Source organism: Agromyces neolithicus (assembly GCF_039529735.1).
Taxonomy (GTDB): domain Bacteria; phylum Actinomycetota; class Actinomycetes; order Actinomycetales; family Microbacteriaceae; genus Agromyces; species Agromyces neolithicus.
This window is the reverse complement of sequence record NZ_BAAANJ010000014.1, coordinates 1-14,739: the sequence shown is the minus strand read 5'-3', so window position 1 is coordinate 14,739 and position 14,739 is coordinate 1. Positions and strand designations below refer to the sequence as shown.

At 68.6% G+C, this 14,739-nt stretch carries 11 protein-coding genes; 8 read left to right on the top strand and 3 right to left on the bottom strand.

The genetic code is table 11. From position 1 onward, the window contains the following. The first annotated feature begins 391 nt into the window (after positions 1–391). The 5 genes from ABD164_RS13850 (at position 392) to ABD164_RS13830 (ending at position 7,711) form a co-directional block, all read left to right on the top strand. Entirely contained in the window at positions 392–2,188 is a 1,797-nt protein-coding gene (locus ABD164_RS13850; protein ID WP_344296883.1) for an ATP-binding cassette domain-containing protein, read from the top strand. Between the two features lie 214 nt (positions 2,189–2,402). Beyond that, complete coding sequence (locus ABD164_RS13845) at positions 2,403–2,834, top strand: GreA/GreB family elongation factor (protein ID WP_344296882.1); 432 nt, start codon at positions 2,403–2,405, stop codon at positions 2,832–2,834. 213 nt (positions 2,835–3,047) lie between these two features. After that, the gene (locus ABD164_RS13840) at positions 3,048–5,156 is read left to right on the top strand and encodes an intein-containing Rv2578c family radical SAM protein (RefSeq protein WP_344296881.1); all 2,109 of its coding nucleotides are present in this window, start codon (positions 3,048–3,050) and stop codon (positions 5,154–5,156) included. A gap of 141 nt (positions 5,157–5,297) precedes the next feature. Next, a complete protein-coding gene (locus tag ABD164_RS13835; RefSeq protein ID WP_344296880.1) occupies positions 5,298–6,569 on the top strand; it encodes a sensor histidine kinase in 1,272 nt (423 codons plus the stop codon). Then, positions 6,566–7,711 (top strand): hypothetical protein, encoded by a 1,146-nt coding sequence (locus ABD164_RS13830; RefSeq protein WP_344296879.1) that lies wholly within the window; start codon positions 6,566–6,568, stop codon positions 7,709–7,711. The genes ABD164_RS13835 and ABD164_RS13830 overlap by 4 nt, the downstream gene beginning before the upstream one ends. A gap of 8 nt (positions 7,712–7,719) precedes the next feature. Here the strand turns inward: ABD164_RS13830 and ABD164_RS13825 are convergent, their stop codons facing one another. Continuing rightward, positions 7,720–8,154 (bottom strand): type II toxin-antitoxin system VapC family toxin, encoded by a 435-nt coding sequence (locus tag ABD164_RS13825; RefSeq protein WP_344296878.1) that lies wholly within the window; start codon positions 8,152–8,154, stop codon positions 7,720–7,722. Then, positions 8,151–8,426: a ribbon-helix-helix protein, CopG family gene (locus ABD164_RS13820; RefSeq protein ID WP_344296877.1), complete on the bottom strand. Its 276-nt coding sequence runs from the start codon at positions 8,424–8,426 to the stop codon at positions 8,151–8,153. The genes ABD164_RS13825 and ABD164_RS13820 overlap by 4 nt, the downstream gene beginning before the upstream one ends. Positions 8,427–8,530: 104 nt before the next feature. On the opposite strand from ABD164_RS13820, the gene ABD164_RS13815 reads away from it, so the two are divergent. Beyond that, positions 8,531–9,154 (top strand): thymidine kinase, encoded by a 624-nt coding sequence (locus ABD164_RS13815; RefSeq protein WP_344296876.1) that lies wholly within the window; start codon positions 8,531–8,533, stop codon positions 9,152–9,154. A gap of 238 nt (positions 9,155–9,392) precedes the next feature. Here ABD164_RS13815 and ABD164_RS13810 read toward each other — a convergent pair whose 3' ends face one another. Further along, the gene (locus tag ABD164_RS13810) at positions 9,393–10,847 is read right to left on the bottom strand and encodes an HNH endonuclease signature motif containing protein (RefSeq protein ID WP_344296875.1); all 1,455 of its coding nucleotides are present in this window, start codon (positions 10,845–10,847) and stop codon (positions 9,393–9,395) included. Positions 10,848–11,198: 351 nt separating this feature from the next. Here ABD164_RS13810 and ABD164_RS13805 point away from each other — a divergent pair, with 351 nt between their 5' ends. Both ABD164_RS13805 and ABD164_RS13800 read left to right on the top strand, forming a co-directional pair. Beyond that, positions 11,199–12,977 carry a DUF4012 domain-containing protein gene (locus tag ABD164_RS13805; RefSeq protein ID WP_344296874.1) on the top strand — a complete coding sequence of 593 codons (1,779 nt, stop codon included), beginning with the start codon at positions 11,199–11,201 and terminating at the stop codon, positions 12,975–12,977. Positions 12,978–13,272: 295 nt separating this feature from the next. Further along, the gene (locus ABD164_RS13800; protein ID WP_344296873.1) at positions 13,273–14,673 is read left to right on the top strand and encodes a sugar transferase; all 1,401 of its coding nucleotides are present in this window, start codon (positions 13,273–13,275) and stop codon (positions 14,671–14,673) included. Positions 14,674–14,739: the final 66 nt, after the last annotated feature.

Genomic DNA, 14,739 nt, shown 5'->3' with positions numbered 1-14,739 from the left:
GCCACCCGGTCAGCCATGCGCGACCCCGAAACCGCCCGGCGCCTCGCCGGACTTTGAGAAGGCCGTGGGCGCCTTCCGATCGGCGACGACCTCTGCTATGGTCGTACGCGCTATGAAGTGAGCACACCCCATCGTCCCGCGCTTGAGGCGCCGTAGACCCTGGGTGTGCCCGCAGCCCTCTCGCTGATCGCGAGCAGCTGATCGCGACAGCACGAGCACGCGCACGCCCATTCTCGGCACATGCCCGGCGGGATCCACCCTCCAGCTTCCGGGCGGTCGTGGTCGGGTAGCCGCGCAGCGCCGTTTCGAGGCCCTGTAACGAAGGTCTCGATACACGCTTCGCGCACTCGACCGGCGATCCGCCCGGAAGCACCCACGAAAGGGCGTCCCCATGGCGGTACACGTCTCACACTCCAACTACCTGCGCGCCGACGGACTCTCGGCCTCGTACACCGACCGCCGCGTCTTCGCCGACCTCTCCTTCTCGGTGAACGCCGGCGAACGCCTCGGCCTGATCGGCGAGAACGGCGCCGGCAAATCGACGCTGCTGCGCCTGATGGCGAGCGCTGCCGCCGGCGAGGAGCGAGCGGATGTCCCGTCCGCCGCCCCCTCCGACGCCCACGGTCGCATCACCCGTCCGCTGCGCACCGGACTGCTCGCCCAAGAGCTGCCGTTCGACGCGGCCGACCGGGTCGGCGACGTGCTCGAGGCCGCCCTTGCCGAGGTGCGGGCGATCGAGCGCGAGCTCGATGCCGCCGCCGCGGCGCTCGCCGACCCGCACGCCGGTCGAGGAGGCGCGCAGCGCCATAGCGAGACCCCGCCTGAGGTCTCGATGCGCGTCGCCTCCGGCGCCGCTACTCGACCGACGGCCGACCCCGCCGATCGCTACGCCGCCGCCCTCGACGCGGCCGAGCGCGCCGAGGTCTGGACGGCCGACTCGCGCCGCGACGAGCTGCTCGACGGGCTCGGCGTGGGGCACCTCGGCCTCGACCGCCGCATCGACGAGCTCTCGGGCGGGCAGCGCAGCAGGTTCGCCCTTGCGGCGTTGCTGCTGAGCGCTCCCGACGCGTTGCTGCTCGACGAGGCGACGAATCACCTCGACGACGGGGCATCCGAGTTTCTCGAATCGCGGCTGCGCGCCTGGCGCGGGCCGGTGCTCTTCGCGAGCCATGATCGCGCGTTCCTCGACCGGGTGGCGACGAGTGTGCTCGACCTCGATCCGGCGCGCCGCGCCCACGGCGCCACAGCCGACGGCACGGTGTTCGGTGGCGGGTTCAGCGAGTTCCTCGCGGTGAAGGCCGACGAGCGGGCGCGCTGGCAGCGCCAGTTCGACGACGAGCAGCAACAACTGCTGCGGCTGCGGCGCGAGGTCGCCGACGGTGCCCGGCATGTCGCGCACGGGCGCGCCGCCACCGACAACGACAAGTTCATCCGCCACTTCAAGGGCGAGAAGGTCGACCAGGCGGTGTCGCGTCGCGTGCGCAGTGCCGAGCAGCGCCTCGCGACGCTCGAGCGCGAGCAGGTGGGCAAGCCTCCGGCCCCGCTGGCGTTCGCGGGAATCCCGTCGGGTTCGCACGCGCTCGATGATCAGGCGGGCCTGCTGTTGCGGCTGTCGGATGTCGCGGTCGACGGCCGCCTCGACCTGGCGGCGCTGAGCGTGGCGCCGGTCACGCGGCTGCTCGTCACGGGCGCGAACGGAGCGGGAAAGTCGACGCTGCTCAGCGTGCTCGCGGGCACCCTCGGTGTCGATCGCGGCATCGTGCATCGGCGCAAGGGCCTGCGAGTGCAGCTGCTCGAGCAGGATGTGCGCTTCGCCGACCCGTCGCGCTCGCCGCGCGAGCTCTATGAGCGGGTGCTCGGTGAGCGCCGCGCCGAGCTGGTGCCATTGGGATCCCTGGGGCTGATCTCCGCACGCGACGAGTCGCGTGCGCTCGGGGTGCTCTCGGTGGGTCAGCAGCGTCGGCTCGCGCTGTCGCTGGTGATCGCGCGGCCACCGCACGTGTTCCTGCTCGACGAGCCGACGAACCACCTTTCGCTGGCTCTCGCGACCGACCTCGAGGAGGCGCTCGGCACCTACCCCGGCGCCGTCGTCATCGCGAGCCACGACCGCTGGCTGCGCCGCCGCTGGACGGGGGAGCGGCTCGAGCTCGCCGCGGGCCGTGCCGCCGCGCTCGCCCCGGCCGTGTAGGCGGGCCCGCCGGTCCGCCCACCTGCCCGCCCATCCTGCCCCGCCCGCCCTGTTGGGAGGACACCACCCGCTTTGGAGGACACTGAGCCACGCCAGCGTCCTCCAAAGCCCGCCTTGTCCTACGAACCGGGTAGGGGCTGGGCCGTCGGGTAGACTGGGAGATTACGTTTTCGCACGGGGAGCCGACCGGCGACCCCGCACGACAGGAGACCTCATGTCGACGACTTCGAACGACACGCTCTGGCTCACGCGAGCCGCCTTCGACCGCCTGCAGGCCGAACTCGATGACCTCACCGCACGCGCGGGCGACGTGACGCCCCAGGCTGAGGCACGCATCCTCGAACTGAAGGCCCTCCTGCGCCGCGCCGAGGTCGGCGACAAGCCCGACGACGGACTCGTCGAGCCCGGCATGATCGTCGTCGCGCAGTTCGCCGGAGATGCCGAACCCACCACGTTCCTCCTCGCAGAGCGCGGGCTGACCGGGGCCGATGCCGATGCTGAGGCCGACCTCGACGTGTATTCGCCGACCTCGCCGCTCGGTGAGGCGATCATCGGCAAGTACGCCGGCGAAGGCTTCGCCTACGAGACCCCGACGGGTCGACGCATCGAGGGCGAGATCGTCTCGGCGACACCGTTCCACGGCTAGTTCGCTTCGAATCTCGGATGCCCCGACGCGCGGCCGTGTCGAGGGTGAAGTGGATGCCACTGATGGGGCGTCTGGTGCACTCTCGGTGTGTTGTCGGCGTCGCGGAGTCGCCCTGAGGCACATGCCAGTTCCGCCGCAATTGAGGGCGAATGGGCATACGCGAATCGCGTGTCGCTGATTGCGCGGGATTCGAATGTGTGTTCGAATTGAGAGATGCGGTGGAGTGGTCAAGAGCTGGGAGTCGAGCAGTCTGACGCACTGCCCGGCCTAGCCAAGCTCAACAATCTCGTGCGCTCGATACAGACCCCCGACTTCGCGGGCGTGACCTTCCACGAGGTGCTCGCGAAGTCCGCGCTCAACAAGGTGCCCGGCCAGTCGATGATGCCCTTCGGCTGGACGATCAACCCATACCGGGGCTGCAGTCACGCATGCTCCTACTGTCTAGACCCCGCGACGATGATCACAATGGCCGACGGGCGGCAGAAGCCGCTATACGACGTCGAGATCGGTGACGTCGTCATGGGCACGGAGTCGGGCGGTGCGTACCGCAAGTACGCGCCCTCGACGGTGCTCGCCAAGTGGGGAACGCGTAAGCCGGCCCATCGCGTCACCCTTGCCGACGGCACCACCCTCACCGCGAGTGGTGATCACCGGTTCCTGACGAATCGTGGCTGGAAACATGTCACGGGCGAGATGTCAGGCGCGGGTCAGCGCCCATACCTCACGACGTCGAACTCTCTCGTCGGCTTCGGCAGCCGCGGTCTCGAACCGATTTACGTCGCGCAGAGCGACGACTACCGACGAGGCTACTTGGCCGGCATGATTCGCGGCGATGGAATGATCCTGCGAAAGCGGTACCCGCGGTCCGGGGGCGGAAGCTATGTTGCGCATCGCTTCCGACTCGCCCTTGTCGACCCGGAGGCGCTCGATCGGTCTCAGGCGTACCTCAGCCGATTCGGGATCGAGACAACGCGGTTCGACTTTTCGCCTGAGACAGAGACGCGCCGTCGGGTTGCGGCCATCCGAACGAGTCGCAGCGCGCACCTCGACACCATCACCGCCCTCATCGACTGGCCGTCGGCACCGTCAACCGAGTGGAACGCGGGCTATCTCGGCGGGATCTTCGACGCGGAAGGCTCATGTTCGCGAGGCGTGCTGAGGATCAGTAACTCGGATCTTGAGATTCTCGAGCACATCGAAGAAGCGCTCGGTGTATTCGACATTCCGTTTGTTCGAGAGCCGGCCAATGCGATCGGCGTCGCGAACATACGCGTGCGTGGCGGTCTCTCGGCGCGGAATGCATTCTTCGCGGTATCGCGGCCGGCGATCACTCGAAAGCTCACGCTCGCCGGTTCGACCGTGAAGACGAACGCCGACCTTCAGATCACGAAGGTCGAGGCCCTCGGTGAGACGATCGAGATGCTCGACATCACGACGTCGACGGGTGACTTCATCGCGAACGGCGTCGTGAGCCACAATTGTTTCGCGCGGCCGACGCATGAGTACCTCGACCTCGATGCGGGCGACGACTTCAATCGGCAGATCATCGTCAAGGTGAACGTCGGCGACGTGCTGCGCACCGAACTGGCGAAGCCGTCGTGGCGGCGCGAGCCGGTGGCGCTCGGCACCAACACCGACCCCTACCAGCGCGCCGAGGGCAGGTACGCGCTCATGCCGGGCATCATCGGTGCGCTCGCCGAGAGCGGCACGCCGTTCAGCATCTTGACGAAGGGCACCCTGCTGCGGCGCGACCTGCCGTTGCTCGCCGCGGCGGCCGAACATGTGCCCATCGACCTCGCGATGTCGATCGCCATCTACGACCACGAGTTGCAGCAGTCGGTCGAGCCGGGTACCCCGAGCGCGAAGGCGCGGCTCGGCACGGTGACGGCGGTGCGTGAGGCAGGCTTCGACTGCGGGGTGTTCCTCATGCCGATCCTGCCGTTCCTCACCGATACGAGGGCGCACCTCGACGAAGCGCTGCGCCAGGCGAAAGCAGCCGGGGCGACGAGCGTGCTCTACGCGGCGCTGCACCTGCGCGGCGGTGTGAAGCCGTGGTTCATGCAGTGGCTCGAGCAGCAGCATCCTGAACTCGTGCCCAAGTATCGGTCGATGTACTACGGCAACAACGCCTACGCACCGAAGGCGTACCGGCGGTGGCTCGGTGAGCGCATCCGCCCGCTGATGCGGGCGCATGGCCTCGAGCGCGGGCGCGAAGACCCCGTCACCGGGGGAGTGCGCTCGTCGGCACCGGCCCACAAGGTCGGGGTCGCCGAGCTGCCGACCATGTTCGGAACCCCGCCCGATCCGTCGGCGCTCTTCTAAAAGTGGCCGGAATGCCCCCCGATCGGGGGGTTTCCCGGCCCCTGATTCACCCGTCAGTTATGTCGAAGCCCGGCGCAACTGCGATAATCTGCTGTCCCGATTCGCTCAGCGCGCTCGGGCGCGCTCGCGAGCGGAGGCCGCATGATGACCCTGGGGTTGCCCGGCGATCTCGCGCGCGCCACGCTGAGCCACGCGCTGGCTCGGGCGGGGCACGCGGCCGCGTTCGTGGCCCTCGGCATCGGGGTGCTGATCTCCCTGGTCGTCGCGGCGTCGGGCTACTCGCCGGCCGGCTGGTCGGCGGCGGGGCTCGTGGTGGCGATGGCGGCGCTGCTGCTGCTCGTCGCGCAGTTTCCCACTGTGCCGCTCACGGTGGTCTACTTGGTCGCGGGCACGGGCATCGTGTTCGCACTCACCACGCTCGTCATGAACGCGCAGGTGTTCCAGAGCACGAACAACGCGATCCTGGCGCTGCCGTGCCTCGCCCTGATGCTCGTCGGCGGGGCGGGCACCGGATCGGTGATCGCGATCATCTGGGCGAGCCTCGGGTACCTGCTTGGCGAGGCGGCGCTGCTGGTCGGCTCGCAACTCGTCGGCGGCGCGTTCATGCCGAGTCACGCGGCGACCGCGGCGTTCGTCATCGTGCTCGTCGTGCGCATCTTCGATGGGATGTCCCGCCGCCAAGACACCCGTCGCAACACCGGCCTGTACGACGCGAGCCAGCAGTCGCGCGAGCTCGTCATTCGCCACGAGTACGAGTTGCGGGCGACCGCGCGCCTGCACGACACGGCGCTCAGCCACCTGGTGGCGATCTCTGCGGCGGGTTCGGGGCCGGTCGACGAGCGGCTGCGCGCCGGCATCCGCGAAGACCTGGGGCTCATCATCGGTCGTGACTGGGCCGTCGAGGTCACACCGAAGCCCGACCCCGAGGCATCCGATCGGGCCGGCGCCGACGCCGCCAAGATCGCGAGCGGCCCGCGAACGGCAGGCGCACCCGACGCATACCCGCCCCTGCGCCACGCCCTCGTCGCCGCCAAGAACGCCCGACTCGAGGTGCGCATCACGGGCGACCTCCACGTGCTGCACGCGCTCGACGCCACCCGCGCCCGCGCCGTCGATGAGGCGGTCGCGCAGTGCCTCGTCAACGTCGCCCGCCATGCGGGAGTCGCCGAGGCCGAGATCGCCGTGGGCATCGGCGGCGGCGAGGTGACCGTGGCGGTGATGGACACGGGTGTCGGCTTCGACGTGCTCGACGTTCCGCTCGACCGCATCGGCCTGCGCACCTCGATTCGCGCGCGCATCGAGCAGGCCGGCGGCAGCGTTCGGCTGTGGTCGACGAAGGGCATCGGCACGACGATCGTCATCACGGTGCCCGAGGGCGACGGCCGCGGCGACCGCGACGAGGGCGAGCGATGAGCCGCAGCATTCGCCTGACACAGCAGGAGGCAGACCCGATCGGCGCGATCACGGCGTCGCCGATCGTGGCGATCGGCGCGACCCTCGCGTTCGTCGCGTCGGTCGCGCTGACGATCGCGCACTGGAACGAGGTGGGGTCGCCGTTCGCGGCGGTGCTCGCGATCGTGCTCGTCGGCCTCGCAGGATTCGTCGCTGCGTGGTCGGCCTCGCCCGCGCGGGCGCCGTTCACCGCCGACCGGCTGTGGCTCACCGTGACGCTCGCTGTGGGCGCGGCGATCGCCGAATACGTGAGCACCATCGGCGAGAACAGCTACTTCTACGACGACTTCGGGCCCCTCGTGATCGGCATGATGATTCTCGCGGTGTGCCCGTACTGCTCGTGGGCGTCGCTCGTGTTCGCCGGGCTGACGTCGTCGGCGGTGCTGTCGATCCTGGTCGTCGGCGGCTCGGCGTTCGTCGCCACGGGCGCCCCCGCGATCGCCCTCATCGCGGTGGGCGTCGCACCGGTGCTCACGATGGCGGCCGCGGCCGCCGCGTACTCGCACTCGGTGGTCGACGCCACCCTCGCGTGGCACCGCGAGGCGAACCGGGCAGCGCTCAAGCACGACAGCGAGCTGCGCTCGGGGCTCGCGCAGTCGGGTGCGCCGAGCCGGGTGTCGGTGCTCGGGCGCGAGGTGCTGCCGTTCCTCGCGGGCGTCATGACAGCCGAGCGCGTCTCACTCGCCGACGCCGACCGCGCGCGCGAGCTCGCCGATGCCCTGCGTCGCGCCCTGCGCGCGGGCATCGAGTCGACGTGGCTCGACGATCTCGCCTCGAGCATCGCCGCGGCGGGCGGGGTCGAACCCACGGTCGTCGACCCGATGGGCGCTGCGGTCGAGCTTCGTGACGATCAGCGGTCGGTGCTGACCGCGCTCGTGCTGTGGCTCGGCGATGCGGGGCGAGCGCGCAGCATCCGTGTGTCGTTCGTCACCGATTCAGCGAGCGGATGCCTCGTGGTCGAAGCCGACCGCGGCGACCACCCGCCCGCGAAACGCGAGATCGATCGCTTCGTGGCAGTGGCCCGTGCCGCGGCGTTCGGCGCCGAGGGGCAGCTGACGCGAGAGAATGTGCGGGTGCAGCTGACGTACCAGGCGGGCGCCTGAGCTCAGCGTCACCGCGTGAGCCGTGGCACCTCCCAGAGCAGCCCCGGGAACCGGGCGAAGTCGCGGTCAAGAGTCACCCAGATGGCACCATGCTCGATCGCGACGGCCGCGTGTGCGGCATCTGCGACGAGGTTTCCGCGCGCGTCGGCCTCGCGGCAAAGGCGCGAGAAGATCTGCCAGTGTTGCGGGCCGGGTTGCAGCCACGAGGTTCGGGGAAAGGCGCGTAGCTGCTCGAGCTGCCCGAGCGCCGTGTCGATTGGCGTCGGGGTCGCAAAGACGCGTGGGTTCGTCACAATTCGAACGAAGCCCGTTGCAACGCCCGGGGTGAGGCCGAACCCCTCGCGCGAGCTGAGAGCCTCACGCAGCCAGGCTCTCAGGTCGTCGTGTCGCGGATCATCGGCACGGTACGCCCCGACGAGCACGTTGACGTCGGGGATTCTCACCGCAGCTTCTCGATGGACAGACCCTCGTCGAGGATGTCGTGCAGCCTCGCGTTGTCGGTGATGTCGACCCCTGGAAGCGTTCCGCCCTCGCCCGAGCGTGGGGAGAACGGTTCGGCGAGGTACGCGTCGGCGGGCCCGGCGACCGTTTCGGTGTAGGCCAGCGCGCGCCGCAACGCCTCTTCGAGGAATGAGGTCACCGTGCGGTCTTCGGCGCGGGCGCGCTCTTTGACCTGCCGGTAGAGCTCGTCGGGAAGGATCACGGTCGTGCGCATGTGTTCAAGCATATCGCGAGGTATGTCGATATGTGCGGCATTCGTCGTCGCCCGCGACTGAGAGAATGTGCGAGTGCAACTGACCTACGAGCAGGGCGAGTGAGATGGCGAAACTGTACTTTCGCTATGGGGCGATGAACTCGGGCAAGTCGACGGCGCTGCTACAGGCGGCATTCAACTATGAAGAGCGCGGGCACGAGGTGCTGCTCGCGAAGCCGGCGATCGACACCAAGGGCGACCGCGACATCGTGAGCCGGCTCGGCGTGGTGCGCGAGGTCGACTTCACGATCGCACCCGACTCGAGCGTGCTCGACATCTTTCAGCAGCACCGCAACCGCATCATCGAAGACCACGGGCGCGACGTGAGCTGCCTGCTCGTCGACGAGGCGCAGTTTCTCACCTCTGAGCAGGTCGACGATCTGCTGCGCATCGCCCTGATCGACAATGTGCCGGTTCTGGCATATGGCATTCGCACCGACTTTCAGACCGTCGCTTTTCCGGGCAGTCGGCGACTGCTCGAGGTGTCGCACAGCCTCGAAGAGCTCAAGACCATCTGCCGGTGCGGTCGCAAGGCGATCTTCAACGCCCGACTCGTCGACGGCGTCTTCGTGTTCGACGGTGCACAGGTCGCGATCGACGGCGAGCTCGTCACCTACGAGTCGCTCTGCGGCGTCTGCTACCTGCAAGAGAGCGGTGGGGTGCTGAACGGGCGAGTACCGGTCGAGTAGGCGTGCCAGCCGTTTCGAGACCCCGCCTGGTCGAGTGGGCGCGTCAGCGCCGAATCGAGACCCCTCTGTCGGGCGAGCGGGCGCGTCAGCGCCGGATCGAGACCCCCGTCGGGCGAGCGGGCCCGTCAGCGCCGCATCGAGATCAGCGGATGTCCCTGACCGAGGTTCCTCCCGCCGCCCGCGGTGCGCTACGTCGCGAACGTGCAATGTCGTCTTCGCAATCGCGGGCACGCACCGGTCACGCCGCCTTCGACGCGCTCAGTTCGAAACGCGCTCGGCCACCGAGTCTGGCTTTCTGGTCGGGGTCGACGTGCGGCGGTGGGGTGAACCACACTTCGTTCGGGCTCGCGTTGATCTGCCAGCCTTCGCGATGGATGCTGTGGTGGCAGAAGCTGCAGAGCATCACGCCGTTCGACAGGTTCGTCGGCCCGGTATCTCGCTCCCACCAGCGAATGTGGTGGGCTTCGACGTAGCTGATGTTCTGCCCGCAGCTCGCGCAGCCACCGTCGCGCTCGGCGAGGGCGAGGCGTTGCGCGCGGGTGAACAGGCGGGCCGCCCGGCCGAGGTCGAGCGGCACGCTGGCACCGCCGAGCACCGCCGGGATCAGTTCGGCATCAGCGGCCATGCGGCGCCCGATCGCGGCGGAGACCGGCTGGTCGATACCGTCGATGTGCGCAATTCCGAGCCCGGTCTTCAGGGCGTCGAGATTCATTCGCACGACGACGGTGGTCTTCACGGCGGGGGCGGGCGCGTCGGTGCAGCCCAGGCAGTGCCGGGCGAGCTCGGCCAGCGCGTCGGCCTGCATCTGCGGAATCGACCGGGTCTCGGCGATCACCGCCCCCGCAGTCGCGTCTGTGTTGTGGCCGGTGGCGTCGCCACGTGGCCCGACGCCGGCGCCCGCGGTCGCGCAGTCGTCGTCGGTGCCGCGCGCGCGGTGCAGTGCGTCGGTGACGATTGCTTCGAGCACGGCCTTCACGGGTGCAGCGGTTGCCGGGTCGAGGCGTGCGTTCAAATGCAGCATGCCGTGCCGATCTTCTCGCATCGTCAACGACCGTTGCTGCCACCGCTCTTCATCACCCGGCTCGACCCCGTCGTGATCGAGCCGCGACTCGGCGAGCTTCACCGCTCGCACCAGCAGTGCGAGGCTGCTACCGGCCGCGAACTCGACGAGCTCGACTTCGACACGGGCGGCGTGCTCGTGGTCGACGCGCGACCAGACGCGGTCGAGCATTGCGGTGATCACGGCTGCGGCATCGACACTGATGCGGCCGCGCTCGAGGCCGTCGGCGACCGCCGCATGCCGTGCGGGCAGCCGTTCGCCGGTGAACGACGTCCGCGACCTGGTCGACTCGCCCACCCCGATGAGTTTCGCGGCCTCACCGGTCGTGCCGCCGGTCGCGGCGGCCAACAGCCGCACCGGATTGTGGAACCCCTGCTGCTTCGCCAACCCATCGACCCCGAACTCGCTGCCAGAACGCTGCGCGACCTCGGCCGCCAGCCGCGCCAGCATCGCGTCGGCGTCACGGCGCAACTGCGCAATCGCGTCGGTGACCGCGACCACGCCGGCGTTGCTCATCTGCGGGAGCTGGGACTGTGTATCGCCGGCCACCGTGCCCGTCGCCGGCAGCGCGCCGGCCCACGCAGCGCGCACCCCATCGAGCGCCTGCTCGAGGGGTGCCAGCGGGTTCGTCATGCCTCGAGTCTTCCATCAGCCACTGACATTCGAAGCGCGGCGGTTCCGAACGCTGATCAGCTATTTATCCTGTGGATAACCTCGACGAAATAGCGCCTGTTGAGGACAAGTCGCTGGTGCTGCTGTCGCGCGCGCGATCGAGACCATCGGATGCCGCTCCTCCGCCCGTGCGTGACGCGCACCTGAGCCGGCTCGGCGAATCCGGACCGCTACTCGAAGATGTCGGGTGGTGCGGGACTCGATACGCTGTCACTAGGACTGTCTGGTCCTCGATCTCGTGCAGGATCATCGACTGCCACCGCGCCTCAATCGTGACCTCTCGCTCAGGCAGCACCGCATAATATGGCACGGGTGACCACCCGTGCCGAGAAGACCAAGCGACCGTTGATCCGCAGCGCCAAGCTGTGGGTTCCGATCGGCATCCTCCTCGTGCTCATCGGGCTGGCAGTGTGGGGCAGCATGCTGGCCACCAAGGCGTTCGCCGCGAAAGACGCGCTCGAAGCGGCGATACCGCTGGCGAGCAAGACGCAAGACATGATCGCGGCCGGCGACGTCGAAGGCGCCAAGGCATCGGCGGCTCAGCTCACCGAGTACACCGCCGAGGCGCGCGAGAACACCGACGATGCACTCTGGCGCGCCGCCGAGTGGGTGCCCATCATCGGCCCGAACATGGCGGCGGTACGAGTGGCGTCGACCGGGGCCGACGAACTCGTCAACGGTGCCGTCATTCCCGCGACCGGCATCACCATCGATGCGCTGAAGCCGCAGGGTGGCGCCATCGACCTCGCCGCACTGCAGCAACTCGCCGACACCGTCGGTGCCGCGTCCGACACCATCGACCAGGTCGCGTCAGACCTCAACGGGCTCGACCGCAGTGCGCTCATCGGCCCGGTCGCGTCGGGTGTCGAGAAACTCGACGAGGCGGTCACCAAGCTCAAGCCCACGCTCGACACCGCCGACACCACCCTGAAGGTGCTGCCCGGCGCACTCGGCGCCGACGGTCCGCGCAATTACCTCATGCTGTTCCAGAACAACGCCGAGTCGCGTGGTACCGGCGGCAACCCGGCCGCGGTCGTGCTCGTCAATGTGACCGATGGAAAGATCTCGATCGCCAAGCAGGCGTCGAGCGCCGACTTCAACAACAACCGTGACGAGCCGATCGTCGAGCTCAACCCCGAGACCGCCGCACTCTACGGCGACAAGATCGGGCGCTTCATGCAAGACGTCACGCTCACGCCCGATTTCACCGAGAGCGCAGAGATCATGCGGGCGTTCTGGGCCGAGTCGTTCGGCACGCCGATCGATGGCGTGGTCTCGTTCGACCCGGTCGCGCTCAGCTACCTGCTTGGCGCCACCGGCCCCGTGAAGCTCGCGACCGGAGACACGCTGACCGCCGACAACGCGGTGTCAGAGCTGCTGAACCGCGTCTACTTCCGCTTCGAAGAAGGCGACCAGCAAGACGCCTACTTCGCTGCCGCGGCATCTTCGATCTTCGGCGCCCTCATGTCGGGCTCGGGCGACATGAGCGCACTGGTCGACTCGCTCGGCAAGGCAGTCGACGAGGGCCGTTTCATGTACGTGCCCACCGCCGAGGCCGAAGCCGAGTTCATCGCAGGCAGCCGCATCGACGGAAAGCTGCCCGCTGACAATTCCGAGAAGACCATGGTGGGCGTCTACGTCGACGACATCACCGAGGGCAAGCTCGACTACTACGCCAGATTGGCCGTCGACGCGACATCCGATCAGTGCACCGTCGACACGCCCGCCTTCACGACCACCGCGACGTTCGCATCGACGCTCAACCCGAACGACGTCGAGGGGCTTGCCGAGTACATTTCGCCCGCGCGGTTCTTCGCGAAGGGCGTGATCTCGACCGACCTGGTGCTCTACGGTCCCGTGGGTTCGACGTTCGCGAGCGCGACGGTCGACGGTGCGCCGTCAGCGGCCACCGCACTGCCGCACCTCGGCCGGCCGGCCGTGAAGATCAACATCGTGAACCCGCCGGGTACCTCGCACACGGTGGCCGCGACCTTCACTGGCGCGGCAGGCGAGTACGGACCGCTCGAGGTGTGGCACACGCCCATGGTGGCGCCGACCGAGGTCACCATCACGACTCCCGGCTGTGAATAGGGGCCGATCGGGGCCTGTTCGGGTGCGGGACTGCCCTGTGCGCTGCCCTGCACCCCCCGAACGCGGGGGCCCAGCGAGCGGCAACCCTGCCTAGGGTTGATGTTCAGGGTGATTGCCCGAACTTCACCCGTTCAGGAGAGCACTGATGGCCGAATCCGAGTACGCTGCTTGCCAGACCCGTGCCGCCCGTGCACGGTCGGTTGCGTCTTGAAGGTGGCGAATCGTCGTGGCCGTAAGTCAGGTAACAGAAACAACGTCGAGCGCGCTCGTTGAACGATGGCGGCGCGCCTACGCGATGCGCCTGTTCGTCACCGACCTGCTCGTGCTCACCGTCGTGGTCTACGGGTCTCAGTTCTTGCGCTTCGGCGCGAGCGCCACGCAACAGCGTCTCGTCGGAAGCGAGTTGCGCGACTTCGACATCACGTACTCGCTGCTGTCGGCCGTGCTCATCGTCGCTTGGATGGTGGGACTGTCGTTGTTTGCGACCCGTGACCACAAGATCATCGGCAGCGGGAGCTCCGAGTACAAGCGCATCACCGACGCCACCATCCGCGTGTTCGGCCTGCTCGCCATCGTCGCGTTCCTGCTGCAGTCAGAGATCGGTCGCGGCTACCTGCTCATCGCCCTGCCCAGCGGGCTCGCGATGCTGCTCGCCAGCCGGTGGCTCTGGCGGCAGTGGCTCAATCGCCACCGGGCCAGTGGCGAGTTCTCGTACCGTGCGATCCTCATGGGCGAGCGAGCGGCATCGGCGCACGTCGCCCGGCAGATCGCCCGCGAGACCAGCAACGGCTTCATCATCGTCGGCGCGGTCACCCAGGGTGGCAGCGCCGAAGAGCTCGTTCCCGGGGTGCCGGTGATCGGCACGTACGATCGCGCCATCGACGCGATCGACGCGGTGCAGGCCGACACCGTCGTCTACACGGGTGCCGACACGATCACGCCGCGCCAGCTGCGCCAGTTCGGCTGGGATCTCGAGTCGCGTTCGATCGACCTGATCGTCGCGCCCGCGCTGACCGATGTCGCCGGCCCGCGTATTCACGCCCGGCCGGTCGCGGGGCTGCCGCTCATCCACGTCGACTACCCCGTGTTCGAGGGGCGCAAGTACGCGGCCAAGCGGGCGTTCGACCTGATCTCGTCGTTCGCGTTGCTCGTGCTGCTCAGCCCGCTGTTCCTGGTGCTCACCGTGCTGGTGCGTCGCGACAGCGACGGCCCGGCGCTGTTCACCCAAGAACGGGTGGGGCTCAACGGGCGCCGGTTCAAGATGCTGAAGTTCCGCTCGATGGTGGTCGACGCTGAGCAGCAGCTTCCGAGTCTGCTCGACCAGAGCGAGGGCAACGGTGTGCTGTTCAAGCTCAAGTCCGACCCGCGCGTCACCAAGGTCGGCGCGGTGATGCGCAAGTACAGCCTCGACGAACTGCCGCAGCTCGTGAACGTGCTGCGCGGCGACATGTCGCTCGTGGGCCCGCGCCCGCCCCTCGCCGCAGAGGTCGAGCGTTACGACGAGTGGGCGCACCGCCGCCTGCTCGTGAGGCCGGGCATCACCGGCCTGTGGCAGACCGAGGGCCGCAGCGACCTGTCGTGGGACGACAGCGTGCGCCTCGACCTGTACTACGTCGAGAACTGGTCGCTCACCGGAGACGTGATCTTGCTGTACCGCACGGCGCGTGCGGTGGCGCGGCCGGGTGGGGCGTATTAAGCCTCGATCCACCGACGAATCCGTGATGGGTGGCTGATTTCGATTCGGCAGGCCTCGTCGTCGGGT

Bases quoted from the DNA above. Each gene is read 5' to 3' on its own strand.
- ABD164_RS13850 (WP_344296883.1), top strand. From the start codon at position 392: ATGGCGGTACACGTCTCACACTCCAACTACCTGCGCGCCGACGGACTC.
- ABD164_RS13845 (WP_344296882.1), top strand. From the start codon at position 2,403: ATGTCGACGACTTCGAACGACACGCTCTGGCTCACGCGAGCCGCCTTC.
- ABD164_RS13840 (WP_344296881.1), top strand. From the start codon at position 3,048: ATGCGGTGGAGTGGTCAAGAGCTGGGAGTCGAGCAGTCTGACGCACTG.
- ABD164_RS13835 (WP_344296880.1), top strand. From the start codon at position 5,298: ATGATGACCCTGGGGTTGCCCGGCGATCTCGCGCGCGCCACGCTGAGC.
- ABD164_RS13830 (WP_344296879.1), top strand. From the start codon at position 6,566: ATGAGCCGCAGCATTCGCCTGACACAGCAGGAGGCAGACCCGATCGGC.
- ABD164_RS13820 (WP_344296877.1), bottom strand. From the start codon at position 8,426: ATGCGCACGACCGTGATCCTTCCCGACGAGCTCTACCGGCAGGTCAAA.
- ABD164_RS13815 (WP_344296876.1), top strand. From the start codon at position 8,531: ATGGCGAAACTGTACTTTCGCTATGGGGCGATGAACTCGGGCAAGTCG.
- ABD164_RS13810 (WP_344296875.1), bottom strand. From the start codon at position 10,847: ATGACGAACCCGCTGGCACCCCTCGAGCAGGCGCTCGATGGGGTGCGC.
- ABD164_RS13800 (WP_344296873.1), top strand. From the start codon at position 13,273: ATGCGCCTGTTCGTCACCGACCTGCTCGTGCTCACCGTCGTGGTCTAC.